Here is a 21,797-nt window from a genome sequence, read left to right on the forward strand (position 1 = left end):
GGAGAGAGCCCATGAGTTTGCCGCGTATCGCCGTTGACGCGATGGGCGGCGATGAGGGCGTGCGCGTCATGATCGAAGGCGCCGCGCTTGCGCGCCGTCGGCACGACCAGTTCAAGTTCCTGCTGGTTGGGGACGAGCCGCGGATCGAGGCCGCGCTCGAAAAACACCCGAACCTGCGGGCCAGCTCCGAAATCCTGCACACCGACGACGTCATCAGCGGTGAGGACAAGCCGAGTCAGGCTCTTCGCCGCGCCAAGACGACGTCGATGGGGCGCGCGATTCAGGCAGTGAAGAACGGCGATGCCGGCGCAGCTGTCAGTGCCGGCAATACCGGCGCGCTGATGGCGATTGCCAAGCTGACGCTGCGGACCATGCCGGGCATCGATCGTCCTGCGCTGGCGGCTCTGCTGCCGACGCTGGGCGATAATGACGTCATCATGCTCGATCTCGGTGCCAACACCGAGTGCGACAGCCGCAACCTCGTGCAGTTTGCCATCATGGGCTCGGCCTATGCCCGCGTTGCCACCGGGCGCAAAGAGCCGCGTGTGCGCTTGCTCAATATCGGTACCGAGGAAATCAAGGGTACCGACCTGCTCCGCGATGCGGCGGCAACGTTGAAAGGGGCGGCCGAGGATCTCGCAATTTCTTTCGACGGCTTCACCGAAGCGGACAAGATGTGCCGCGGCGACGTTGATGTCGTCGTCACCGACGGATTTTCCGGAAATATTGCGCTCAAGGCTGTAGAAGGTACCGCTCGCTTCGTGGGCGACCTCCTGCGCCGCAGTTTCGCCAGTTCCCTGCGCTCGAAGATCGGCTTTCTGATCTCGCGCCCGGCGACGGAACTGCTCAAGCATCACCTCGACCCCAATAATCATAACGGCGCCGTCTTCCTTGGCCTCAATGGCATTGTCGTGAAGAGTCATGGCGGAGCCAATGCCGCAGGTGTGGCCAATGCCGTAGCGGTTACCGCACGGCTTCTGGAGGAAAACGTGACCGAGCGCATTACTGCAGACCTTGCCCGTGTGGGCGGGGAATCCTGGCGCATGCCGCGCCCGCAGGAAGAACGCGCCTGATGTTGCGGTCGGTTCTTCTCGGCACCGGTTCTGCGCTTCCGCGGCGCGCCGTCAGCAATGCCGAACTCGCTGAGCGTGTCGATACCAATGACGAATGGATCGTAGAGCGGACCGGTATTTCCAACCGCTACGTCGCCGAGCCTGACGAGACGACATCCACTCTCGCAACCGAAGCAGCGCAGAAGGCGATCGAGGCCGCCGGTATCGAGGCTTCGTCGATCGATCTGATCGTGCTGGCCACGGCAACCCCGGACCAGACCTTTCCGGCAACCGCAACTATCGTTCAGAACAACCTTGGGTGCCGCGGGGGGATCGCCTTCGACGTCGCCGCGGTCTGCTCGGGCTTTCTCTATGCCATGGGCGTGGTCGATTCGATGCTGCGCAGCGGAATGGCAAAACGCGCGCTGGTTATCGGCTCGGAAACTTTCAGCCGCATTCTCGACTGGGAAGATCGCACCACGTGCGTGCTCTTCGGCGATGGCGCCGGTGCCGTCGTGCTCGAAGCGCAGGAGCAGGAAGGCGACAAGCCGCGCGGCGTTCTTGCGACTCGCCTCCATGCCGATGGTGCGCACAACGAACTGCTCTATGTCGATGGTGGCCCCTCGACGACGGGAACAGTCGGCAAGCTGCGCATGCGCGGGCGCGAAGTTTTTCGCCACGCTGTCGTCAATCTGGCTGAAGTTCTCAAAGAAGTCATTGAAGAAGCAGGGCTTTCTATCTCTGACATCGACTGGCTCGTGCCGCATCAGGCCAATGCCCGTATCCTTGATGCCACTGCCAAGAAGCTCAGCCTCCCGCCGGAAAAGGTGGTGATGACGGTGGGGCAGCACGCCAACACTTCGGCGGCTTCGGTCCCGTTGGCTCTCGATCAGGCCGTCCGCGACGGCCGGATCGTTCAAGGCGACCTTGTTATGTTGGAGGCAATGGGCGGCGGATTTACATGGGGCGCCTGCCTGATACGCATGTAAATTCATGCTCCGAAAAATATTTAAAGTGTAATATTGCACTTAGCATTGCTTTTCCTTCATATTTTCATATGATCGTTCACAGGGGACTGCGCACGATAGGGGATTGCGGGCTTGATGCGCTCCACGGATACATTGACAAGGGCCGAGATTGCGGAAGCAATCCACAGAAAGCTTGGGCTTTCCAGGTCTGAATCACTTGCGATGGTGGAGGCTATTCTCCAGCATATGACGCAGGCCCTGAGTGACGGTGAAAACGTCAAGATTTCGGGGTTCGGAACTTTTTTGCTTCGCGACAAGGGAGAGCGGGTCGGCCGTAATCCCAAGACGGGTGTAGAAGTTCCGATCACGCCCCGGCGCGTCATGACGTTCCGCGCCAGTCAGATGCTCAAGGACCGTATCGCCGGAAGCTGATTGCCGGAGGAACGATGAGCGCAATGCCCGAGAATCCCGCGTTTGACGACGGGAAAGCCCCAGATGCGTTGCGCACGATTGGCGAAGTCGCCCGGGCGCTCGGTATCAAGCAACATGTCCTGCGATACTGGGAAGAGCAGTTCCCGGCTCTCGAACCGATCAAGCGCAGCGGTGGCCGTCGGTATTACCGGCCACAGGACGTAGCGCTGATCGCCGAGATCGATCGTCTGGTGCACCGCGAGGGTTACACCTTGCGCGGTGCGTGCAAAGCGATCTCATCATCGGACAAGCCCGAGCAGAGCTTTGCGGATACCGGGGATGCTCCGCTTGCGAACCTCATTGATGATCTGGCAGCGATTCGTCGGGATCTTGCCAAAGCGCTTGCCGGCGCCTGACTTCGTCAGTCGATGGCAGCCGGGCCCAGCGCCGGGTCTAGGTCGCGGGGCCGGACGAGGTGCGTAAGCGTGCCGCAGCTTTCTTCCAGGTCGGACCAGTGGTCGATGTCGAGCTGGAGCACGGCATAGGCAGCGGTCGGGAATTTCTCTTCCACGATATCGCGTAGCGGGCTGGTGCCGTCGTCTGGCACGAGATCGAAGATAAGATCTTCCAGGCCCGGATTGTGACCGATCAGGATGATCGAGGCGGGGTCGCCTTCCTGTTCGCGCAAAACGTCCATCAGGGTCGCGGAATTGGCGAGATAGATGCGGCGGTCCCAAGTGATCGGCGGTGTCTCTCCTGCCGCTTCACCGGCCAGTTCGATGGTCTGCGTCACACGGACGGCGGGAGAGGCCAGGATACGCTTCCAGCCGATGGCGTGGTCGCGAATGTGCTTGCCCATAATCGCTGCGCCTTTCCTGCCGCGCTTGTTCAGCGGACGGTCGAAGTCACGCAGGCGTGCATCGTTCCAGTCCGATTTGGCGTGGCGGAAAATTCCCAGCGTCTTCATTCTGGCAGGCTACTCTCGGCGTAGGAGGAAATCAGAACAGCGGACGGGCGTTTTCGCCCTCGTGGTCGCTTTCCCCTGAAGCATGGGCGGCCACGCGCTGTAAAGCCTCCTCCAGAGAAATCCGCCGGATCGGCGTGCCTTCAGGGAAGGCGCTGAGCAGCCTTGAGGGGAAGGCGGAAGAAAGAACCACGAAGTGTCCATGGTCATCCTTGCTGCGGATCAGGCGCCCGAAAGCCTGCGCAAGCCGGGCGCGGATGATCGTGTCGTCGTAGCTTCCTCCGCCGCCAGCGAGGCGGCGCGCGCGGTGCAGAATCGAGGGGCGCGGCCACGGAACCTGCTCCATCACCACCAGACGCAAGGAATGGCCGGGGACGTCGACACCGTCGCGCAGGGCATCTGTGCCTAGAAGCGAGGCGGCAGGGTCGTCGCGGAAGATGTCGACCAGTGTGCCGGTGTCGATCGGGTCGACATGCTGCGCATAGAGGGGTAGTCCGGCACGAGCGAGCCGGTCGGCTATGCGACCATGAACTGCGCGCAAACGGCGGATCGCCGTGAACAGGCCCAGCGCGCCGCCGCCCGATGCCTCGATCAGTCGGGCATAGGCTGCGGCCAGCGATGGAATGTCGCCGCGCGGCACATCGGTGACGATCAACACTTCTGCCTGCGCGGCATAATCGAAAGGGCTGTCCTGCGCGGTAAGGTGCGGCATCACGCCGATATGCTCGGCACCGGAACGGGCAATCGCCTTGCCCCAGTCGTCGCCGTCGCGCAGCGTGGCGGAGGTCATGATCACCCCGTGTGCGGGCTCGAGCACGACCTTGGCGAAAGGCTTCATCGGATCGAGCCAGCGGCGGTGAATACCGATATCGTATTCGCGCGCTTCGGATCGGTCGACAGCCAGCCAGTCGACATATTCCGGATCGGCAGGGCCGCCGAGCCTTTCAAGCAGAGCTTCCCATCCGGCCAGAGTATCGATGCGCCACGACAGCGAGTGCCGAGCCCCTTCGAGGCGCGCACGTCCGGTTCCGTCGAGCCAGTCTGGCGGGTCCTCAAGCAAGGCTTCTAGCCGGACGCCGAGCCGGATCAGCGGCTGACGCAAGTCGGCCAGTGCCTCACGAGCGGCCTGGGCGATCTCGATGAAGGCGCCGTCGAGCCCGGCGGCTTCGGTTTCGAGGCCGTAGCCGGCTTCCTGTCCGCCGCTTTCATCGCGCGCGTAGACTGTGGCGCGGACGGCGGCGAGCAGTTCCTCTAACGGCCCCCAGGGAGCGCCCTCGACAATGCGCTGCATCCAGCTGTCCCCGGGCAGCGCTTCGGCGGCGGCGCGCGCGGCGGTGATGGCTTTGCTGCCGGCTTCGTCATAGCTGACGATATCGGCAAGCCGGGCGGACAGGCCACGCCGGCGCCCGCGCGAGGCCTTTTCCGGGCCGATGACCCAGCGGCGCAGTTCGATCGTCTCCGTTCCGCTCAGTGCAGCGGCAAATGTGGAATCGGCGGCGTCGAAGACGTGATGGCCCTCGTCGAAGACAATGCGTGTGGGGCGTGCCGCCACGTCGCGCCCGCGTGCGGCATTGACCATGACCAGCGCATGGTTGGCGATCACCAGATCGGCACCGGCACTGGCGCGCGAGGCGCGTTCGATGAAGCACTTCCGGTAGTGGGGACACCCGGCATAGACGCATTCGCCGCGCCGGTCGGTCAGCGAGGTGATGCCGCGCTGGCGGAACAATGTGCCGAGCCAGCCGGGCAGATCGCCGCCGATCATGTCGCCGTCGCGCGAATAGGCTGCCCATCGGGCAACGAGCTGGGCAAGGATTGCCGCCCGTCCGGCAAAGCCGCCTTGCAGCGCATCTTCGAGGTTGAGCAGGCAAAGATAGTTCTCGCGGCCCTTGCGCACGACTACGGGGCGACTGCCGTCGCTGCGCCGCTCGGGCCAGGCGCGGCGGCTTTCCTGCCGGAGCTGGCGCTGCAGGGCCTTGGTGTAGGTCGATACCCACACCGTGCCGCCGGCTTCGTTGCTCCACAACGAGGCAGGGGCGAGGTAGCCCAACGTCTTGCCGATGCCAGTGCCCGCCTGCGCCAGCAGCAGGCGCGGGTTTCCGGATTTCTCCCGCGGCTCGAAGGCGTAAGTGGCATCGGCCGCGTAGGCGCGCTGTCCGGGACGCTGTTCGGCGCCGCTGCCGGTCAGGTCCTCCAGCCGGTGCAGCACGGCGTCCTTGTCGAGAAAGACCTGGCGCGGTTGCGGATGGTCAGGGCTTTCCTCCCATTCGGGCAGGCGCGAGAACAGCCAGCGTTCGGCGCGCTGAGGCTTGGCAATGCGCCCGGTGAGCAGCGTCGCCCAGGGCCAGCGCATCCGCACCAGCGACTGCAGCGCGGTCCATGCGCCTTCGCGTTCCAGCCATTCCTCGGACTCGCAGGTTTCGAGCAAGGCACCGGCGGCCTGCTGCAGGAGTTGCGGCACCTCCGCGTCTGCGCCGGGCTCGGGCAGATCGAGCGCATGGGCGAGGCCTTTGGGTGTCGGCACCACGAAACGTGCCGGATGCACGAAGGCGAAGAGTTCGAGCAGATCGAGCCCGGACAGATCGGGATAACCCAGCCGTGTCGCCACCAGCGGGGCATTGAGGATCAGCAAAGGCGTATCGGCGGCCGCCATCACGGCTCCGCCCTTGGAGACGGTGCGCGTGGAATCTGCATCGCGCAGCCAGCAGCCGCCGTGGCTGGCGTGAAGCGCGGGGATGGGAAGGGCGGCCATGCCACGGTTTTAGAAGGCCGGGCGCGCGTTGGAAACGGCGCAACAGCGGCCACTCACCCGAAAATTGCATTCTGATACAGTTTCAGGCCTTGCTTCGGATCATTCTAGATATATCTTAGAACCATCATAAGATAGGAACATGAAAGACGAGGTATATGATGTTCAATCACAAACGCGGACGCGGCGGCTGTGCCGAAGGCGAGGCTTTCGAATGCAGCGAATTCGGCGGAATGCGTGGCCGTCGCGGCCATCGTGGCGCTCGGGTCCGTGGCGGGTTCGGCGGCGGATGCGGTGGCTTTGACGAAGAGTTCGCAACCGGTCGTGGAATGGGGCCCGGTCGCGCCATGGGGCGGGGCGGAGGCCGTGGTCCCGGCATGCGCGGCGGTCGGCGCAAGCGGCTGTTTGACCAGGCCGAACTGCAGGCTCTTCTGCTGGCGCTGATCGTGGAGGCCCCGCGCCATGGCTATGACCTGATCCGCGAGATCGAGACCCTGTCTGGCGGTGACTACGCCCCGAGCCCCGGAGTGGTCTATCCGGCACTGACCTACATGGAGGAGTCCGGGCTGATCGCCGTCATGGCCGACGAAAGTTCGCGCAAGTCCTACGAGGCGACCGAAGAGGGGCGTCAGCAGGCAGACGTCGATGCCGAAAAGGCTGCCTTGCTCAAAGCGCGTCTGGCAGCCCTTGCCGAGCAGCGAGATCGCGTGGATCCTGCGCCTGTGCGGCGGGCCATGCAGGCGCTCAAGACAGCCGTGTTCGACCGTCTGAATCAGGGAGGTGCCGATCGCGAACTGACATTGCAGATCGCGGATGCCATCGACGAGGCAACCCGAAAGATCGAAAGGATCGAGTCGTGAACACGATCACTGCCAAAGTGAAAACCGAATCCGGCGGCAAGTACGTGCGCCAGTTGTGCAAACACTGGAGCCACAAGCTCGAAACCAGTGTCGATGGCGATCGCGGCACGGTGACTTTTCCGGCCGCCGTTGCGACGATGGACGCTGATGGCGAAGGCATCGCCATTGCCATCAGCGGTGAGGACAAGAGCGAAGTCGAAAGGCTGACCGATGTCGTGGCCAGCCATATCGACCGCTTTGCGTTCCGCGAAGCGCCGCTGACCTACGAATGGGCCTGGGCGCAAGCTGCGGGCTGAGAAAGTCTCAGAGTCCCAGGGCCGCCGGATCGAGCGGTGTGCCCTGGGCGGCCATGCCTTCCGTAAGGTTCTGGATCGTGCGCTGCGCATCGGGCTTTGCTGCGCTGGCCTGAAGCGCGGCCAGTTCCTCCGGACCATACCAGCGCCCCGCCTGCAGCACTCCGCGAACATGCGCCGTGCAGGCGATGGCCTCGAGCGGATCGCATCCCAGCAGCACGATATCGGCGCGACACCCTTCGGACAGGCATCCGCTCTTGCCCTGCTCGCCGAGCACTTTGGCGACATTGGCCGTCGAGGCCTTGAGGACGTCGAACGCGCTCATGCCGCCATGCCGCATCAGCACCAGTTCCTCCTGAAGCGAGGCACCGGGCACGTTCGAGAAGATCCCCGAATCGCTGCCGGTGACCAGCGTTACGCCTTCTTCCTCGAGCATTTCGGTAAAGCGGCCCAGCCACGCATCCTTGCCTTCGTGGTCCGCCGCTTCCTGTTTGGACCAAAAGTCGATATAGCCCTTTTCGGTTGCCTGCGTGACAGGGTTGAGCATTTCGGTGCCCGGCCTTGTCGCATAGCTGCCGTGGGTGCGCGCCATCATCAGCAGATTGTGGTGGGCCAGCAGGGTGGGCGTTACAGGCGTGCCCGAAGCCGCGATCTTCTTCGCCACTTCACGCGCCTTGGTGTCGTCGAGCTTGTCGCCGAGCGCGTGCCACAGGATCGACTCGACATGTTCGATGGTCTCGAAACCGTCATCGAGGATCTCGTCGAACACGATGGTGAAGGGGCGCTCGTAGGGCATCCCTTCGAGGCGCACCCCTTCGGGCGTATGGCCGGTGATCTTGAGCCCGCGCCGGTGCGCTTCTTCCAGCAGCGCCTCGTAGGGCGCGCGCTTGAGGTTCGAATAGACCTTTAGGCGGGTGAAGCCCGCATCGGCCTGGCCAGCCACGGCCTTCCTTGCCGCTTCGGCAGTCTCGACCAGCTGGTGGTTGATCTGGGCGTTCGCCCCCTCGCTGTTGAGGATCGGTCCGGTCGTGATCAGGCGGGGGCCATCGACCTCGCCGGCCTCGATTCGCTTTTGCAGATCGAGGTGAAAGGGCATGCCGGACATGTTGCGCACCGTCGTGACGCCGTGGGCCATATAGGCGCCCAGTTCGGCTTCGTCCCAGACATGAACGTGCATGTCTGTCAGTCCGGGAATGGCGGTCAGGCCACTGCCGTCGATCTCTCGCGCGCCGGAGATCGTCGGTGCCCCCTCGGCCGGCCCTGCGTAGGTGATCGCACCATCCGAGACGACAACGGTCCCGTCGTGTAGGCGCGCCGGCACCTCGCCGCTGAAGTCGACAAGGTCGACATGGCGCATGATCACCGGTTGTCTTTCGGCTTCGGCGGCGAGCGCAGCGGGAGCGACGGTGAAGGCGCTGGAGAGCGCGAGCGTGGCTGCGACGCGGCGAAAGGCCGGCATGATTCGATGGGTCATGCCGGCCAAAATGCCGCTCTTCGGGATCAGCACAACCCTGAAGTGTGCTTTTGTAACGGTTTGCCGCGTCAGGCGACGTTCGCTGCCTCCGGTGCCTTCTGCACGGGCAGAGGCTCCTTGAAGGTGTTGGTGACGTAGGGGAACGGAATTTCGATACCCGCGTCGTCCAGTGCAGCCTTCACCGCAAAGACGATTTCGCTCTTGGTCTGGCGCAGGTCCTGATCGACCGTGTTGGTCCACCACTGGACAAGGAAGTCCACCGAGCTGGAATTGAATTCCTGGGCGAAGACGACCACGCCCTTTTCCTTGTCGACGGCTTCGATGCTTTCCACGGCCGACTGGATCACCGGCTGCGCTTTGGAGAGGTCGGTGTCGTAAGACACGCCGACAACGATGTCGAAGCGGCGCAAGGGCTGGTCGGTGTAGATCTCGACCGGATTCTTGAACAGCATCGAGTTGGGCACGACGGTCAGTTCGCCGGAGAACTGGCGGATATGTGTTTCGCGCAGGGTGATCTTCTCGACCTTGCCGAGGAGCCCTTCGCACTCGATAGTGTCGCCGATGTTCATCTTCTCGCGCAGCATGATGAGAACGCCGGCGAGGAAGTTCTCGAAGATGTCCTGAAAAGCAAAGCCTATGGCGAGAGCGCCGACACCCAGGCTGGCGAAGGCACCGGCAGGGGTGAAGCTGGGAATGGCGACTGTAAGGGCGATGAGGACGCCGAAAATCCATACGACCAGCCTGATCAGCGTATCTATCAGTTGCTTCAGGTCATCGCGCAGCGTGGTGCGGCCGGTAAGGCGCGAAACGGCGGAAACGGCGATGCGGGCCACGACCCAGGTGGCGAAGAGTACGACGAGGGCAATGATCAGCGAAGGCAGCGCCTGTACGAATGCCTTGCCCATGGCTTCGAGTTCATCCTGAAGGATGGCGACGTAATTCACGGTTATTCAGTCCTTTCGGTGCCTTTTGCACATAACGTTCCTGGGGGCAGGGGGTTCCTCTTTACGCTTCGCACTTGCGAAACCGGCTCATTTCGCCAATGAGCGCGCCATGACTGATGACGCCCTGATCGAAGCCGCCCGTGTGTCCAAGGCCTGGCCCTTCCAGGAGGCCCAGAAGCTGCTCAAGCGGTACCCGAACGGCAAACCCGGCGGTGGCCCGGTGCTTTTCGAGACCGGCTATGGACCTTCGGGCCTGCCGCATATCGGCACGTTTCAGGAGGTGCTGCGGACAACTCTGGTTCGGCGTGCCTATGAGGCGTTGACCGGTGGCGCACCGACACGGCTGGTGGCGTTCTCAGACGATATGGACGGCTTGCGCAAGGTCCCCGATAACATTCCACAGGCAGAAATGCTGTCTGCGAACCTCGGCAAGCCGCTGACGCGCATTCCCGATCCTTTCGGCAAGTTCGAGAGCTTTGCACATCATAACAACGCGATGCTACGGGAATTTCTCGACCGCTTCGGTTTCGAGTACGAGTTCGTTTCCGCCAGCAGCCGATACAATTCGGGTGAGTTCGATACCGCGCTGACCCGCGTGCTCGAGTGCAATCAGGCGATCCTCGACGTCATGCTGCCCACGCTGCGCGAGGAGCGCCGCCAGACCTATTCGCCGGTCCTGCCAGTCTCGCCCACCACGGGCGTGGTGCTTCAGGTTCCCGTCGAAGTGCTCGATCCGGCGACCGGCATGATCCGCTTCACCGATCAGGACGGGAGCGTCGTCGAACAGACCGTGTTCGGCGGCCAGGCCAAGCTGCAGTGGAAGGTCGACTGGGCGATGCGCTGGTACGCGCTGGGTGTCGATTACGAGATGAGCGGCAAGGATCTGACCGATTCGGTGACGCAGTCGGGCAAGATCGTGAAGATCCTGGGCGGCCGGAAACCGGAAGGCCTGATCTACGAGCTGTTCCTCGACGAGAACGGCGAAAAGATCTCTAAGTCCAAGGGCAACGGCCTCACCATCGAACAGTGGCTGACCTACGGCACCGAGGAGTCGCTCGGCTTCTATCTGTTCCGCGAGCCCAAGAGTGCGAAGCAGTTGCATGTCGGCGTCATTCCGAAGGCGGTGGACGAGTACTGGCAGTTCCGGGGCAATCTTGCGAGCCAGCCGCTCGACAAGCAGCTCGGCAACCCCGTGTGGCACCTGCTGCGCGCGAACGAAACCGGAGCAGGGGCGACCCCGCAGGGCGCGGGGGATACTCTCCCGGTAACGTTCTCGCTGCTGCTCAATCTCGTCGGCGTGCTTGGCGCGGAGGCGACGGCGGAGCAGGTCTGGTCGTATCTCGGCAACTATGTGGCCGAGGCTACGCCCGAGGCGCATCCGGAGCTGGAAGAACTGGTGCGGGCCGCGCTCGCCACCAACCGCGACTTCATTGCGCCCACGCTCAAGCGCCGCGCGCCGACGGCAAACGAGGCTGAAGCGCTGCGGGCGCTCGATGCCGAACTCGCCAAAGCGAGTCCGGCAACGAGCGCCGAAGAGCTGCAGAACACGGTTTACGAAATCGGCAAGAACGAGGCTTATGCCTTCGAGACGCTGCGCGACTGGTTCAAGGCGCTCTACGAGACGCTGCTGGGCTCTTCGCAGGGCCCACGCATGGGCAGCTTCATCGCCCTGTACGGCATTCCCGAAACGCGCGCACTGATTGCGCAGGCTCTGAAAGCCTGAGTTACGGCTGGGACCAGGGTTTCGTTCGAAACCACTTGGTCACGACGTACTTCACGCCGCGCACCACCGGTCGCGCGGCGTGCATCGTCCAGGGGTTGGGGGTACCGTCCGGAAGGGCGTTGTTCCAGAGTAGCAGACTGCCCCTGAGTGGCGCGATGCTGATGGGTATGCGGGTAAAGTCCGTGGCGCCGCCCTCGTCGACATCGTTGAGATAGACCATCGCCGTCCAGGTGCGCTGGCCCCCGCAGCGCCTTTCCCTGTCCCAATAGTCCGCCGAGGTATCGAACCAGTCGTAGTGCTCGTGGAAGTACTCGCCGGTCCGGTATCGTTGGCCCTGAAGCGACTCGCTGCAGTCGAGCGTCAGGCCGGTGAGGGCCGCGATTCTCCGCTCGACCTTGCGGACCGTCCTGTCGGCGACGTCGATGTCGCTCGAATAGCTGGTGCGGTAGTCAGGCCAGTCGGCTTCGTCCACGAGGCCGGACGGCTGCGCCATGGCATCTATAAGCGTGATCAGGTGGTTGCAGTCCTTGGTGTCGAGGAATGCGTCGACAGCATAGACTTCCGCGCGTTCCTCGGGAAAGCGACGCACGGCCGGTTCGCAGGAAAGCTGCTTGCGCACGGTTTCGCCGATCCGGGCGAGGGCGCTGCAATCCGGGTGGCCGAAATCGTCCATTGGCCCGCAAGACTACGCACCTTGGAAATTAGATCAATTGTCCCTGTTTCCTCGACGGGAAAATGCTTCCATACCCTTGCGGGTGGATGTGTCCGTCCCTGCACATCGGAACCGGGTGGAAATACATGAAATCAACGCTTGCGCCCCGATACACGCGTGTCGCCATCATTCTGCACTGGCTGATCGCCCTGCTTATTGTTGCCAACTACGTGATCGCCTGGAGCGCGGAGGACCTGCCCAAGGCGGAGCTGATCGCGTTGATGGGCTACCACAAGGCCAATGGGCTGAGCATTCTCACGCTTACGCTGGTGCGCATTGCATGGCGGCTCGTGCACAAGGGGCCGCCGTTTTCGGCGGCGCTTTCGGCCTGGGAAGTGGCTCTCGCCCGGGTGACGCACTTCCTTTTATACTTCCTGATGTTGGCCATTCCTCTGACCGGCTGGGGTATGGTTTCGGGTGGCGGTGATCCGGTAAGCTGGTTCGGTCTGTTCGAGATCCCTGCGCTGCCGGTTGGTCCGGACAAGGCCCTTGGCGGCATTTTCCATGAAAGCCATGAGGTTCTGGCCATCGTGATGCTGGGCTTGCTGGCGTTGCACATTGCGGGCGCGCTCAAGCACCAGTTGCTCGACCGGGACGATACGATGGCGCGGATGGCGCCGTTTCTTTCCCGCCGTTGAGGTTGATCTCCGATCTGACAAGAAAAGAGCCCCCGGTCTGCCGGCCGGGGGCTCTTTCTGTTTTCTGCCTACTCGGCCTTACCAGAAGAAGTCGTAGATCACGTCGACCACTTCACCGCTGTAGACGTTCACCAACAGCACGTCGTCGTAGTAGCGGACCCAGCGATACGGACCGTAGACCTCGGGAAGGCGATAGGCCCAGGGATCGTTGATCCAGTAACGGTTGCCGTAGAACATCGATCCGAGCGTAAAGCCGATCCCGAGCCGGCGATATGAATAGCCGTAGTAGGGGGCGTAGTACCGGCCGATACGGTAGGTCGAGCGATGGCGTGCGCGGTAATCGCGCCAGTTGTAGCGGTTGTCACGACGCCAATCCTGCCGGTTCCAGCGGCGCGCGTCTCGATAGTCACGGCGCTGATCGCGGTTGTTGTAGCGCCAGTCCTGCCGGTTGTTACGGTCGTTGCGATAGTCCCGGCGGTCGTCGCGCCGATCGCTGCGGTCGTTCTGGCGGTCATCGCGCCGATCGTAGCGATTGTTGGTGCGGTCATCGCGGCGTTCATAACGGTTGTCGCGACGCTCCTCGCGGCGTTCGGTGCGATCGTTTCGGCGGTCTGAACCGTAGACCCGACGGTCGTTCTGGCGATCCTGCCGCACGTCGCGCTGTTGATCGCGCTGGCGCTCGACTTTCTGCCGCTGTTCGCGCTGTTCGCGCTGTTCCTGCCCGGTCCGGATGGCCTGGCGACGCGACTGGGTCATGTCGGGGGTACGGGACTGAGCTTGCCGGTTGTCGCCGCGCGACCAGTTTTCGCGCGAAGGCGCCTGGACGCGTGCCGAGCCGTTGGAACGGTTGCGGAAATCCGGACGGTCCCTGTCGCGGCTGCGGTTTTCGCTTTGGCCAGTGCGGTCAGCCGCTGCCGCGATTTCAGGCGTTACCATGCCCGTGACGGCAAGCGCCATCGCACTCCAGGCTGCTGCTGATAAAAGGGCACGGGTCTTCATTTTTTTCCTGTCTGCCATATCCGGTCTCCTAAACCGAACGTGCCGCACGGCGATCGCGGCTCATCCTGTTGAAGAGGTGTTACACGACTGGCGCTGTCAGGGGCGTGAACCGATTGTGCGCTTTCCGTTAATATTTCATCTATTTTATATGAACATCGATCTTGTCCTGCCGGCCTTGCACATGCGAAGGCCGGCAGGACAGATGCGATATCAGCGCGTCAGCTTCTTGTACGACAGCGCGGTCGGACGGTCTGCCGCGTCGCCCAGACGGCGGCGCTTGTCTTCTTCGTAAGCCTCGAAGTTGCCTTCGAACCATTCGACGTGGCTGTTGCCTTCGAAGGCGAGGATGTGCGTGGCCAGACGGTCGAGGAAGAAGCGGTCGTGCGAGATGACCACGGCGCAACCGGCGAAGTTCTCGATCGCCTCTTCGAGAGCGCCCAGCGTTTCGACGTCGAGGTCGTTGGTCGGTTCGTCCAGCAGCAGCACGTTGCCGCCCTGCTTGAGCATCTTGGCTAGGTGGACGCGATTGCGTTCACCGCCCGAAAGCTTGCCGACGTTCTTCTGCTGGTCCTGGCCCTTGAAGTTGAAGGCACCGACATAGGCACGCGTCGACATGTCGTGGCCGTTGACCTTCATGTAATCGAGCCCGTCGGAGATTTCCTCCCAGACGTTGTGCTTGTCGTCCAGGTGGTCGCGGTTCTGGTCGACGTAGCCGAGGTGCACGGTCTGGCCGATCTCGATCGTGCCGGTGTCCGGCTGTTCCTGCCCGGTGAGCATCTTGAACAGCGTCGACTTGCCGGCGCCGTTCGGACCGATCACGCCGACGATGCCGCCCGGCGGGAGGATGAACGAGAGGTCCTCGAACAGGAGCTTGTCGCCGAAAGCCTTGGAAATACCCTTGGCCTCGATGACCTTGCCGCCCAGGCGCTCGGGCACCTGGATGACGATCTGGGCCTTGCCGGGGGTGCGCTGGTCCTGCGCGTTCTGCAGTTCCTCGAACTTCTTGATACGGGCCTTGGACTTGGTCTGGCGTCCCTTGACGCCGGCGCGGATCCATTCGAGCTCGTCCTTGAGCGCTTTCTGGCGGCCGCTCTCCTCGCGCTCTTCCTGCGACAGGCGCTTGGCCTTCTTTTCGAGGTAGGTCGAGTAGTTGCCTTCGTACGGGAAGTACTTTCCGCGGTCGAGTTCGAGGATCCAGCCCACCACGTTGTCGAGGAAGTAGCGGTCGTGGGTGATCATAAGCACGGCGCCGGCATATTCGGCGAGGTGGTGTTCGAGCCAGTCCACGCTTTCCGCGTCGAGGTGGTTGGTCGGTTCGTCCAGCAGCAGGATGTCGGGCTTCTGGATCAGCAGGCGAGTCAGGGCAATACGGCGCTTTTCACCGCCGGAGAGGCTGTCCACCGACCAGTCGCCCGGCGGGCAGCGCAGTGCTTCCATCGCCACTTCGAGCTGGTTGTCGAGCGTCCAGCCGTCGACCGCATCGATCTTGTCCTGCAACGTGCCCATTTCCTCCATGAGCGCGTCGAAGTCGGTATCGTCCTGCGGGTCGCCCATCTCGGCCGAGATCGCGTTGAAGCGGTCGACCATGTCGGCGATGTCGCGGGCGCCGTCCTTGACGTTTTCGAGCACCGTCTTGGTCGGATCGAGCTGGGGCTCCTGCGGCAGGTAGCCGACCGTGATGTTCTCGCCCGGCCAGGCTTCACCGGTGAAATCGGTGTCGATGCCGGCCATGATCTTCATCAGGGTCGACTTACCGGCGCCGTTCGGGCCGACGATGCCGATCTTGGCACCCTGGTAGAACTGCAAAGAGATGTCGGAAAGCACCGGCTTCTGGGCGCCGGTGAAAGTCTTGGTCATGCCCTTCATGACATAGGCGTATTGCGCGGCCATCGGGTTCCTCTGGATGAAATCTGGCGTGTATGGGGTGTTTGCGCGCCGCTCTACAGGGCAGGGCGGGGATTGCCAAGGGTGGTGCGGACTTGCGGGAGGGGTGCCAGAAGGTGTGACGTTCCGGTTGACACAGACACGGCGAATTGTTCGTCACCTTGGGGATTGATCCGGCTTGGCACGGATGCGCGAAGTGCCCGATATTGGGCCTTATTTTTGCAAGGTGACAGCTCTGTCTGGCGCGGCATGGGTGTGACCTTTCGTTTCCGGCGAATGTGGAGCGGCGTCAGGCGATTTCCAAACGAGGCGATTGTCTCAAAGAGAACTCGTGTAGGAAAGCGGGGGCTCAATGGGATGACAGCTTGGCAGATATGCAGCGTTGGCAATCCCCGTGCGCCGCGTTACGCAGGGCGCCATGGTTCGCAAACTCCCCCGCGCGGCGCTTCTCGCCGCTCTCGCCGCTCTTCCTTTCACCGCCACCATCGCCGCCGCGACGCCGCAACAGGGCTCGGGCGTCGCCTGGGACATCGTCGAAGGCCTGACGACCGAAATCGGTCCGCGCATTGCCGGTTCTGAAGCCGAAGCGCGGGCCCGCGCATGGGCCGATGCCAAGCTCAAGGCGCTGGGTTTCAGCAATGTGAAGATCGAGCCGTTCAAGGCGAACGTCTGGCAGCGCGGTCCGGAGCACGCCAAGTTGACCGCGCCCTATCAGCAGCCGCTCGCGATCACCGCTCTCGGTTTTTCCGTGCCTACGCCTGCCGATGGTCTCACGGCGGAGATGGTCTATTTCCCGACGCTCGCTGCCCTGGAAGCTGCGCCTGCAGGATCGCTCAAAGGCAAGGTGGCCTTCGTCGATCATGCCATGCGCCGCGCGCAGGATGGCTCCGGCTATGGGCCATACGGCAATGTGCGCCGCAGCGGGCCTAGCATCGCGGCGCAGAAGGGCGCGGCCGGTATCGTGATCCGCTCCGCCGGTACGGACAGCCACCGCAATCCGCACACCGGCGCGACGGTCTGGGCCGAAGGTGCCACCCCGATCCCGGCCGGCGCGGTTTCCAATCCCGATGCGGATCTGATTGCCCGGATCGCGCAGCGCGGGAAGCCGATGCAGATCGACATGACCCTGATGGGCAAGCCGAACCCCGGCGCGCCTTCGGGCAATGTCGTGGCCGAACTGCCGGGGCGCGATCCCTCGCTGCCGATCGTGCTGGTCGCGTGTCACCTCGATTCCTGGGATCTCGGCACCGGTGCCATCGACGACGCCTCCGGCTGCGCCATCGTGACGGCGGCTGCCCTTGCCGCGCAGAAGGACGGCAAGACCCTGCGCACGATCCGGGTGCTGTGGTCGGGCAACGAGGAAATGGGCATGAACGGGCAGGGCGGCGGAACGCACTACGCCGAAATGCACGGCGACGAGCCTCATGCCGTCGCGATGGAAAGCGATTTCGGCGCGGACAACGTGTGGCAGGTGAAGAACAACTTCGCGCCCGCGAACAAGGCGCTGGCGGACAAGATCAACGCCGCGCTCTGGCCGATGGGCATCGTACCGCACGCCGGCCCCGCCGATGGCGGCGCGGACGTGGGCGCGATCATAGCGAAGCAGAAGCTGGCGGTGGTCGATCTGGGGCAGGACGGGATGCACTACTTCGACCTGCATCACACGCCCGACGATACGCTCGACAAGGTCGATCCGGCAACGCTGCAGCAGAACGTCGATGCCTGGACGGCGGTGCTCAAGGTGATCGCCAACGAGCCGGGCGAAATTGCCGAGGGTGTCGGGGAGTAAAATTGCAGCCTCGCGCAGCGATTGCTCCCGACGTCCTCCCGAAAATTCACCTACACCGCTCGGCCTGAGCCTGTCGAAGGGCGCTGGCACTGCGCGTCAGCCAGCACTCTTCGACAAGCTCAGAGTGAGCGGGGGCGGCGAGTTCCTTCGCTTTTTACATGACTTGTGGCGGCGGGCTTACTAACCCGCCGCTGCGATCTGCTCGGCCACGGCAACCATTCGCTCGGCCTGCTCGAGATGGAGCAGTTCGGTCATCTTCCCATCCACGCGGATGGCGCCCTTGCCCTGGTTTTCCGGCTGCTTGAACGCCTCGATAACGGTGCGGGCCCAGGCCAGATCGGTTTCGCTGGGGTTGAACACGGTGTTGCAGGGATCGATCTGCGCCGGGTGGATCAGGCTCTTGCCGTCGAAACCGAACAGGAGGCCTTGCCGTGCTTCGGCTTCGAATACGGGAATGTCGCGGAATTCGTTGCACACGCCGTCGAGGATCGTGACGCCGTGGGCGCGGGCTGCAGCGACAGCCATCGACAGGAAAGGCAGAAAGGGCGTGCGCTCGGGTGTCAACTGGGCGCGCATTTCCTTGGCGAGGTCGTTGGTGCCCATGATCCACAGCGATAGCCGCGTAGAGGCGGCCATGGCCGCGATGGGCTCAAGATTGAAGACGGCTTCGCAGGTCTCGATCATCGCCCAGAGCTGCATCGCGGCAGGCGCGCCTTCGAGCGCTTCCTCGTAACGGGAGATGTCCTGCGGACTGCCGACCTTGGGGACCAGCACGGCATCGGCCTTGGTGCCGGCGATAGCCGCGAGATCCTCGGCGCCCCACTCGGTGTCGATGCTGTTGGCGCGGATCGCCACTTCGCGATGACCGAATCCGCCTTCCTCGACGGCAGCCACGGCCGCTGCCCGCGCTTCGGCTTTCATCTCCGGGGCGACGGCATCTTCCAGATCGAGAATGACCACGTCGCACGACAGCGTGCGCGCCTTGGCCAGAGCCTTGGCATTGGAAGCGGGAAGGTAGAGCGCACTGCGGCGCGGGCGATCAGAGGCTTGGGTCATCTGCACATCCTTTCGGGCTTGGCGCCTCCTTGGGTGTGCCGGGCGGCTCGGTCAAGCGGTGGATAAAAAACCTCTTGTGCGTCTATTAATGCACTATTAGGGTATCAGTAATTCTTCGTGGTTTTGCCAATATAAAAGAATTCAAACCCAGGTGAAGTTGGTTCATTCGAAGACTGGTGAGGGTGTTGAATGCACCTTCAAGTTTGTAAGAATACTATAAAATCGTCAGGTTGTTTGCAGTTTCTGTAATCCCTCGCGGGTCGCACCAGCCGTCCCGCGTGTCGCTGGCTTGCGTCGGCGCGCGCGGGACGGCGATTACCCTCATCAGGCCTGACCAAGGCTTTCCAGTATCCTTTCGCTTTCCTGCCACAGCCGGGCCGCAGCGGTATCGTCCTTGGCCTGCGGCGCAGGATCGAGTTCGGCGAGGTCGTGGAAGTAACGCCCGCCGTCTAGACCCAGATCCGGGGCCGTCGCCAGCCACACGATGGTCCGTGCGGGCGATTCCGGCGGAACGCATTCGTTGGCGGCCATGTAGGCCTGCATGGCGTCGTCCCCGTGGCTGGCGAAGTTGGAACCGACGCGGCCCGGATGCATGGCCTGTGCGACGATGCCCTTCTCCGAAAGGCGCCGGTCGAGTTCGCGCGTGAACAGCAGGTTGGCGAGCTTGGCCTGGCAGTAGGCAGCATTGGCGGCGAAGTTCTGCGCCATCATCAGGTCATCCCAGTTCATGCCTTCGCACACCAGATGCGCGCTGGAAGAGACGGCAATCACACGCACGGTTCCGGCAGGCGTCTCCGCGGCAGCCGTTTCAAGCTGAGGGAGGAGTTCGCGGGTCAGCAGGAACGGAGCGAGGTGGTTGGCGGCAAAGGTCGCTTCCAGCCCTTCCGAGGTCCGGTAATAGGCATCGCGCACGCCGCCGGCATTGTTGACGAGCACATGGATGCGATCGGTCAGTTGGGCGATCTCTTCGGCCACGCGCTTTACCTCGCGCATTTCGGTGAAGTCGCCGCGCACGAAGTCGATGCGGGCACCCGGGGCTGCAACGGCGTTGATCTCCTCTTCGGCATCGGCGCAGCGCTCCGGATCGCGGCCGGTACAGATGATGTGCCAGCCCATGCGGGCGAAGGCTTCGGCGCTGGCCTTGCCGATACCGGAACTGGCCCCGGTAATGACGATGCAGCGGCGGTCGCTGGAATTCTGCGATGGCGACAAAGGGCGTCTCCTTTAACGGGTTTCAGGCAGCCGGAGCCGGCATCGGCGGCTCGGTTTCGACGCGGGGCGGCTTGCCGCCGCGTCCGGTCATGAAGAAGCACAGCGCGCCGACGATCGTCAGCGCGGCTGCGATGATGAGGAAGGCGTCGAAGCGCGCGGTAGCGCCGAGCGTCATGCTCAGCACGATCGAGCCGAAAGCCATGGCGAGCCCCATCGAGGCAATCAGGAAGCTGTAGATCAGGCTGAAGTGCGCAAGGTCGAAAGTGCGCGAGGTGAGATAGGCCCCGATGTCGCCCTCCGCGCCTTGCGCCAGCCCCACCAGCAGCACCGCGCCGGCAAGCAGCCAGCCCTGTTCCGCAGGCGAGGCGAGAATGAGAAAACCGACGGCGGGAAGACCGAGCGCGGCGAGCGCCACCTTCTGCGGCGCCACCTTGTCGAGCGCGATGCCGCTGAAGAAGCGGCCGACCACCACGCCGACGGCATAGAGCGACACGATCCAGGTCGCGAGCTGTCCGGGCGCGCCGTTCTCGATCAGCACGAGCTTGAGCTGCGAGGACACGATCACCTGCGGCACGTTGCAGAAGAACATCCCCGCCACGATCAGCAGGAAAGAGGGGTGGCGCAGCAACGCCGCGAACTCGGCGCGCGTGATCGAGCGCGCCGTATGTTCCGTCGATCCGTCTTTCGATTTGCTCTCGCCGCTGACCAGCGTGACGGCAGCGATACCGCCGATGGCGGAGAGCAGACCGAGCAGCCGGTACCCCGTCCGCCAGCCTTCGCTGTCGATCACTTCGCCGACCAGCGGCACCACGGCAGCCCCTACCAGCGGAGCCCCGCTCATCAGGATCGAGAGCGCCATGCCGCGCGCGAGGTCGAAGCGCTGGACGATAACGCGGCTGAACACCAGCGTGGTCGTCAGCACGCCGAACAGGTGCTGGAACACGGTGATCGCGAAGAATTCGTAGATATTGCCGCTCATCACGCTGAACGCGAAGAAGGTGAGGGGCACGACGGTAAAGCCGATACCCGCCGCGAGGCGCGCGCCGTAGCGGTCGGTGAAACGACCCCAGAACGGCACGACGAACATGCTGGCAAGTCCCAGCGTGCCCACCAGCGCGAACTGCGACTTTTCCCAGCCGAACTCGGCGATCAGTGCCGGGGCGAAGAGGTTGGTCATATAGTGGTTGAGTGCCGATCCCAGGGCAAGGCCCAGCATGGCACCGAGCAGCATGGGCCAGTTGACCCGGAATTCCCGGAAATAGGTCACGTTACACACTCTCCCATTGTCCGTGTCCGCTCTTGCAGATCACGGATTGCCGCCTTCACCTCACCGGGGTTCGGCGCCTTTCAGAAACAGCCGTACCGCGAAACGCACGCGGCGGTCGATATCTTCACGTCCAAGATCGTTGCCCGAAAGAATGAACCGGACCGGTCCGCTCACCACCATGCTCATGAACACGTTCGCGGCCAGCAGCGGATCGTCGATGGCCAGGCGGCCAGCCGCCGTCTCGACTTCGAGAATGCCGGCGAGGAACTGCACGGTGGGCAGGGCGGCGATGTCGTAATAGGTCTGGAAGATGTCCGGGAAACGGTAGGACTCGGTGTTGATCAGCCGCTGCAGCTTGGTCCCCTCGGGCGTCGAGACCAGTGCAATGCGCAGCTTGGCGATGTTGACCAGCGTCTCTTTCAGATCGTCCGCGCGAGTGGCGGAAATGACGTCCTGCGTTGCCGCCAGCCGCTCGGTGCCGCGGCAGACGGCGGCGCGGAAGAGGGCGGTCTTGTCGGCATAGCGGGCATAGACCGTGCGCTTGGTCATGTTCACATCGGCGGCGATCGCCTCGATGGTCGCGGCTTCGAACCCTTTCTCCAGAAAATGCACCAGCGCGCAGTCGAGCAGCGCCTCCTGCCGGGCACGGGCCTGTTCGCGCGTCGGACGTCCCGCGCGCACGGGCGCAGCCGCGGCTTTTGGCGGGGAGGGCTTGCGGTGCGTACGCTCGTGCATGGCCTGACTGATACCGATTTCGCTTGCTCCGCCAAGAGAATCGCGTTTAATGAAACGCACAAGATGC

The 21,797-nt window shown here is 63.3% G+C and carries 20 protein-coding genes; 9 read left to right on the forward strand and 11 right to left on the reverse strand.

The window, feature by feature from the left end:
• Positions 1-11 precede the first annotated feature (11 nt).
• From plsX to IEX64_RS08880, 4 genes are all read left to right on the forward strand, one after another.
• Positions 12-1,073 (forward strand): phosphate acyltransferase PlsX, encoded by a 1,062-nt coding sequence (gene plsX, locus IEX64_RS08865; protein WP_188819296.1) that lies wholly within the window; start codon positions 12-14, stop codon positions 1,071-1,073.
• Positions 1,073-2,041 (forward strand): beta-ketoacyl-ACP synthase III, encoded by a 969-nt coding sequence (locus IEX64_RS08870; RefSeq protein WP_188819297.1) that lies wholly within the window; start codon positions 1,073-1,075, stop codon positions 2,039-2,041. The genes plsX and IEX64_RS08870 overlap by 1 nt, the downstream gene beginning before the upstream one ends.
• Positions 2,042-2,155: 114 nt before the next feature.
• Positions 2,156-2,452: an integration host factor subunit alpha gene (locus IEX64_RS08875; RefSeq protein ID WP_188819443.1), complete on the forward strand. Its 297-nt coding sequence runs from the start codon at positions 2,156-2,158 to the stop codon at positions 2,450-2,452.
• A 14-nt stretch (positions 2,453-2,466) separates the two neighbouring features.
• Positions 2,467-2,847 (forward strand): MerR family transcriptional regulator, encoded by a 381-nt coding sequence (locus tag IEX64_RS08880; protein WP_188819298.1) that lies wholly within the window; start codon positions 2,467-2,469, stop codon positions 2,845-2,847.
• A gap of 5 nt (positions 2,848-2,852) precedes the next feature.
• Here the strand turns inward: IEX64_RS08880 and IEX64_RS08885 are convergent, their stop codons facing one another.
• Together IEX64_RS08885 and IEX64_RS08890 are read right to left on the reverse strand one after the other, a co-directional pair.
• Complete coding sequence (locus tag IEX64_RS08885) at positions 2,853-3,398, reverse strand: SixA phosphatase family protein (RefSeq protein ID WP_188819299.1); 546 nt, start codon at positions 3,396-3,398, stop codon at positions 2,853-2,855.
• Between the two features lie 31 nt (positions 3,399-3,429).
• Complete coding sequence (locus IEX64_RS08890; RefSeq protein WP_188819300.1) at positions 3,430-6,147, reverse strand: ATP-dependent DNA helicase; 2,718 nt, start codon at positions 6,145-6,147, stop codon at positions 3,430-3,432.
• Positions 6,148-6,302: 155 nt separating this feature from the next.
• On the opposite strand from IEX64_RS08890, the gene IEX64_RS08895 reads away from it, so the two are divergent.
• Positions 6,303-7,004, forward strand: a complete 702-nt coding sequence (locus tag IEX64_RS08895) for a PadR family transcriptional regulator (RefSeq protein ID WP_229710163.1) — start codon at positions 6,303-6,305, stop codon at positions 7,002-7,004.
• Complete coding sequence (locus IEX64_RS08900) at positions 7,001-7,300, forward strand: DUF2218 domain-containing protein (RefSeq protein ID WP_188819301.1); 300 nt, start codon at positions 7,001-7,003, stop codon at positions 7,298-7,300. The genes IEX64_RS08895 and IEX64_RS08900 overlap by 4 nt, the downstream gene beginning before the upstream one ends.
• A gap of 7 nt (positions 7,301-7,307) precedes the next feature.
• Here the strand turns inward: IEX64_RS08900 and IEX64_RS08905 are convergent, their stop codons facing one another.
• Positions 7,308-8,771: an amidohydrolase family protein gene (locus IEX64_RS08905; protein ID WP_188819302.1), complete on the reverse strand. Its 1,464-nt coding sequence runs from the start codon at positions 8,769-8,771 to the stop codon at positions 7,308-7,310.
• A gap of 68 nt (positions 8,772-8,839) precedes the next feature.
• Complete coding sequence (locus IEX64_RS08910; protein ID WP_188819303.1) at positions 8,840-9,715, reverse strand: mechanosensitive ion channel family protein; 876 nt, start codon at positions 9,713-9,715, stop codon at positions 8,840-8,842.
• A gap of 109 nt (positions 9,716-9,824) precedes the next feature.
• Between IEX64_RS08910 and IEX64_RS08915 the strand changes: the two genes are divergently transcribed.
• Positions 9,825-11,438, forward strand: coding sequence for a lysine--tRNA ligase (locus IEX64_RS08915; protein ID WP_188819304.1), 1,614 nt, complete (start codon positions 9,825-9,827; stop codon positions 11,436-11,438).
• A 1-nt stretch (position 11,439) separates the two neighbouring features.
• Here the strand turns inward: IEX64_RS08915 and IEX64_RS08920 are convergent, their stop codons facing one another.
• A complete protein-coding gene (locus tag IEX64_RS08920) occupies positions 11,440-12,111 on the reverse strand; it encodes a prolyl hydroxylase family protein (RefSeq protein ID WP_188819305.1) in 672 nt (223 codons plus the stop codon).
• Between the two features lie 125 nt (positions 12,112-12,236).
• Between IEX64_RS08920 and IEX64_RS08925 the strand changes: the two genes are divergently transcribed.
• A complete protein-coding gene (locus tag IEX64_RS08925) occupies positions 12,237-12,788 on the forward strand; it encodes a cytochrome b (protein ID WP_188819306.1) in 552 nt (183 codons plus the stop codon).
• Positions 12,789-12,866: 78 nt separating this feature from the next.
• Here IEX64_RS08925 and IEX64_RS08930 read toward each other — a convergent pair whose 3' ends face one another.
• Both IEX64_RS08930 and ettA read right to left on the reverse strand, forming a co-directional pair.
• Positions 12,867-13,787, reverse strand: coding sequence for an RcnB family protein (locus tag IEX64_RS08930; protein ID WP_229710164.1), 921 nt, complete (start codon positions 13,785-13,787; stop codon positions 12,867-12,869).
• Between the two features lie 210 nt (positions 13,788-13,997).
• Positions 13,998-15,677, reverse strand: a complete 1,680-nt coding sequence (gene ettA / locus IEX64_RS08935) for an energy-dependent translational throttle protein EttA (protein ID WP_188819308.1) — start codon at positions 15,675-15,677, stop codon at positions 13,998-14,000.
• Between the two features lie 412 nt (positions 15,678-16,089).
• Here ettA and IEX64_RS08940 point away from each other — a divergent pair, with 412 nt between their 5' ends.
• Positions 16,090-17,460, forward strand: a complete 1,371-nt coding sequence (locus IEX64_RS08940; RefSeq protein WP_188819309.1) for a M20/M25/M40 family metallo-hydrolase — start codon at positions 16,090-16,092, stop codon at positions 17,458-17,460.
• Positions 17,461-17,640: 180 nt separating this feature from the next.
• Here the strand turns inward: IEX64_RS08940 and IEX64_RS08945 are convergent, their stop codons facing one another.
• The 4 genes from IEX64_RS08945 to IEX64_RS08960 all read right to left on the reverse strand — a co-directional run bounded on the left by IEX64_RS08945 (position 17,641) and on the right by IEX64_RS08960 (position 21,730).
• On the reverse strand, positions 17,641-18,516 hold the full coding sequence (locus IEX64_RS08945; RefSeq protein WP_188819310.1) for an HpcH/HpaI aldolase/citrate lyase family protein: 876 nt from the start codon (positions 18,514-18,516) through the stop codon (positions 17,641-17,643).
• A 324-nt stretch (positions 18,517-18,840) separates the two neighbouring features.
• The gene (locus IEX64_RS08950; protein ID WP_188819311.1) at positions 18,841-19,728 is read right to left on the reverse strand and encodes an SDR family NAD(P)-dependent oxidoreductase; all 888 of its coding nucleotides are present in this window, start codon (positions 19,726-19,728) and stop codon (positions 18,841-18,843) included.
• A gap of 22 nt (positions 19,729-19,750) precedes the next feature.
• Positions 19,751-20,995, reverse strand: coding sequence for an MFS transporter (locus IEX64_RS08955; RefSeq protein WP_188819312.1), 1,245 nt, complete (start codon positions 20,993-20,995; stop codon positions 19,751-19,753).
• 60 nt (positions 20,996-21,055) lie between these two features.
• The gene (locus tag IEX64_RS08960; protein ID WP_188819313.1) at positions 21,056-21,730 is read right to left on the reverse strand and encodes a TetR/AcrR family transcriptional regulator C-terminal domain-containing protein; all 675 of its coding nucleotides are present in this window, start codon (positions 21,728-21,730) and stop codon (positions 21,056-21,058) included.
• Positions 21,731-21,797 lie beyond the last annotated feature (67 nt).

The sequence above is a fragment of the Novosphingobium indicum genome, from assembly GCF_014645195.1.
Classification (GTDB): domain Bacteria; phylum Pseudomonadota; class Alphaproteobacteria; order Sphingomonadales; family Sphingomonadaceae; genus Novosphingobium; species Novosphingobium indicum.

Bases quoted from the DNA above. Each gene is read 5' to 3' on its own strand.
- IEX64_RS08930 (WP_229710164.1), bottom strand. From the start codon at position 13,787: ATGAAGACCCGTGCCCTTTTATCAGCAGCAGCCTGGAGTGCGATGGCG.
- IEX64_RS08890 (WP_188819300.1), bottom strand. From the start codon at position 6,147: ATGGCCGCCCTTCCCATCCCCGCGCTTCACGCCAGCCACGGCGGCTGC.
- IEX64_RS08945 (WP_188819310.1), bottom strand. From the start codon at position 18,516: ATGACCCAAGCCTCTGATCGCCCGCGCCGCAGTGCGCTCTACCTTCCC.
- IEX64_RS08880 (WP_188819298.1), top strand. From the start codon at position 2,467: ATGAGCGCAATGCCCGAGAATCCCGCGTTTGACGACGGGAAAGCCCCA.
- plsX (WP_188819296.1), top strand. From the start codon at position 12: ATGAGTTTGCCGCGTATCGCCGTTGACGCGATGGGCGGCGATGAGGGC.
- IEX64_RS08895 (WP_229710163.1), top strand. From the start codon at position 6,303: ATGATGTTCAATCACAAACGCGGACGCGGCGGCTGTGCCGAAGGCGAG.
- IEX64_RS08885 (WP_188819299.1), bottom strand. From the start codon at position 3,398: ATGAAGACGCTGGGAATTTTCCGCCACGCCAAATCGGACTGGAACGAT.
- IEX64_RS08925 (WP_188819306.1), top strand. From the start codon at position 12,237: ATGAAATCAACGCTTGCGCCCCGATACACGCGTGTCGCCATCATTCTG.
- IEX64_RS08940 (WP_188819309.1), top strand. From the start codon at position 16,090: ATGGTTCGCAAACTCCCCCGCGCGGCGCTTCTCGCCGCTCTCGCCGCT.
- IEX64_RS08920 (WP_188819305.1), bottom strand. From the start codon at position 12,111: ATGGACGATTTCGGCCACCCGGATTGCAGCGCCCTCGCCCGGATCGGC.
- IEX64_RS08875 (WP_188819443.1), top strand. From the start codon at position 2,156: ATGCGCTCCACGGATACATTGACAAGGGCCGAGATTGCGGAAGCAATC.
- ettA (WP_188819308.1), bottom strand. From the start codon at position 15,677: ATGGCCGCGCAATACGCCTATGTCATGAAGGGCATGACCAAGACTTTC.
- IEX64_RS08960 (WP_188819313.1), bottom strand. From the start codon at position 21,730: ATGCACGAGCGTACGCACCGCAAGCCCTCCCCGCCAAAAGCCGCGGCT.
- IEX64_RS08915 (WP_188819304.1), top strand. From the start codon at position 9,825: ATGACTGATGACGCCCTGATCGAAGCCGCCCGTGTGTCCAAGGCCTGG.
- IEX64_RS08905 (WP_188819302.1), bottom strand. From the start codon at position 8,771: ATGACCCATCGAATCATGCCGGCCTTTCGCCGCGTCGCAGCCACGCTC.
- IEX64_RS08870 (WP_188819297.1), top strand. From the start codon at position 1,073: ATGTTGCGGTCGGTTCTTCTCGGCACCGGTTCTGCGCTTCCGCGGCGC.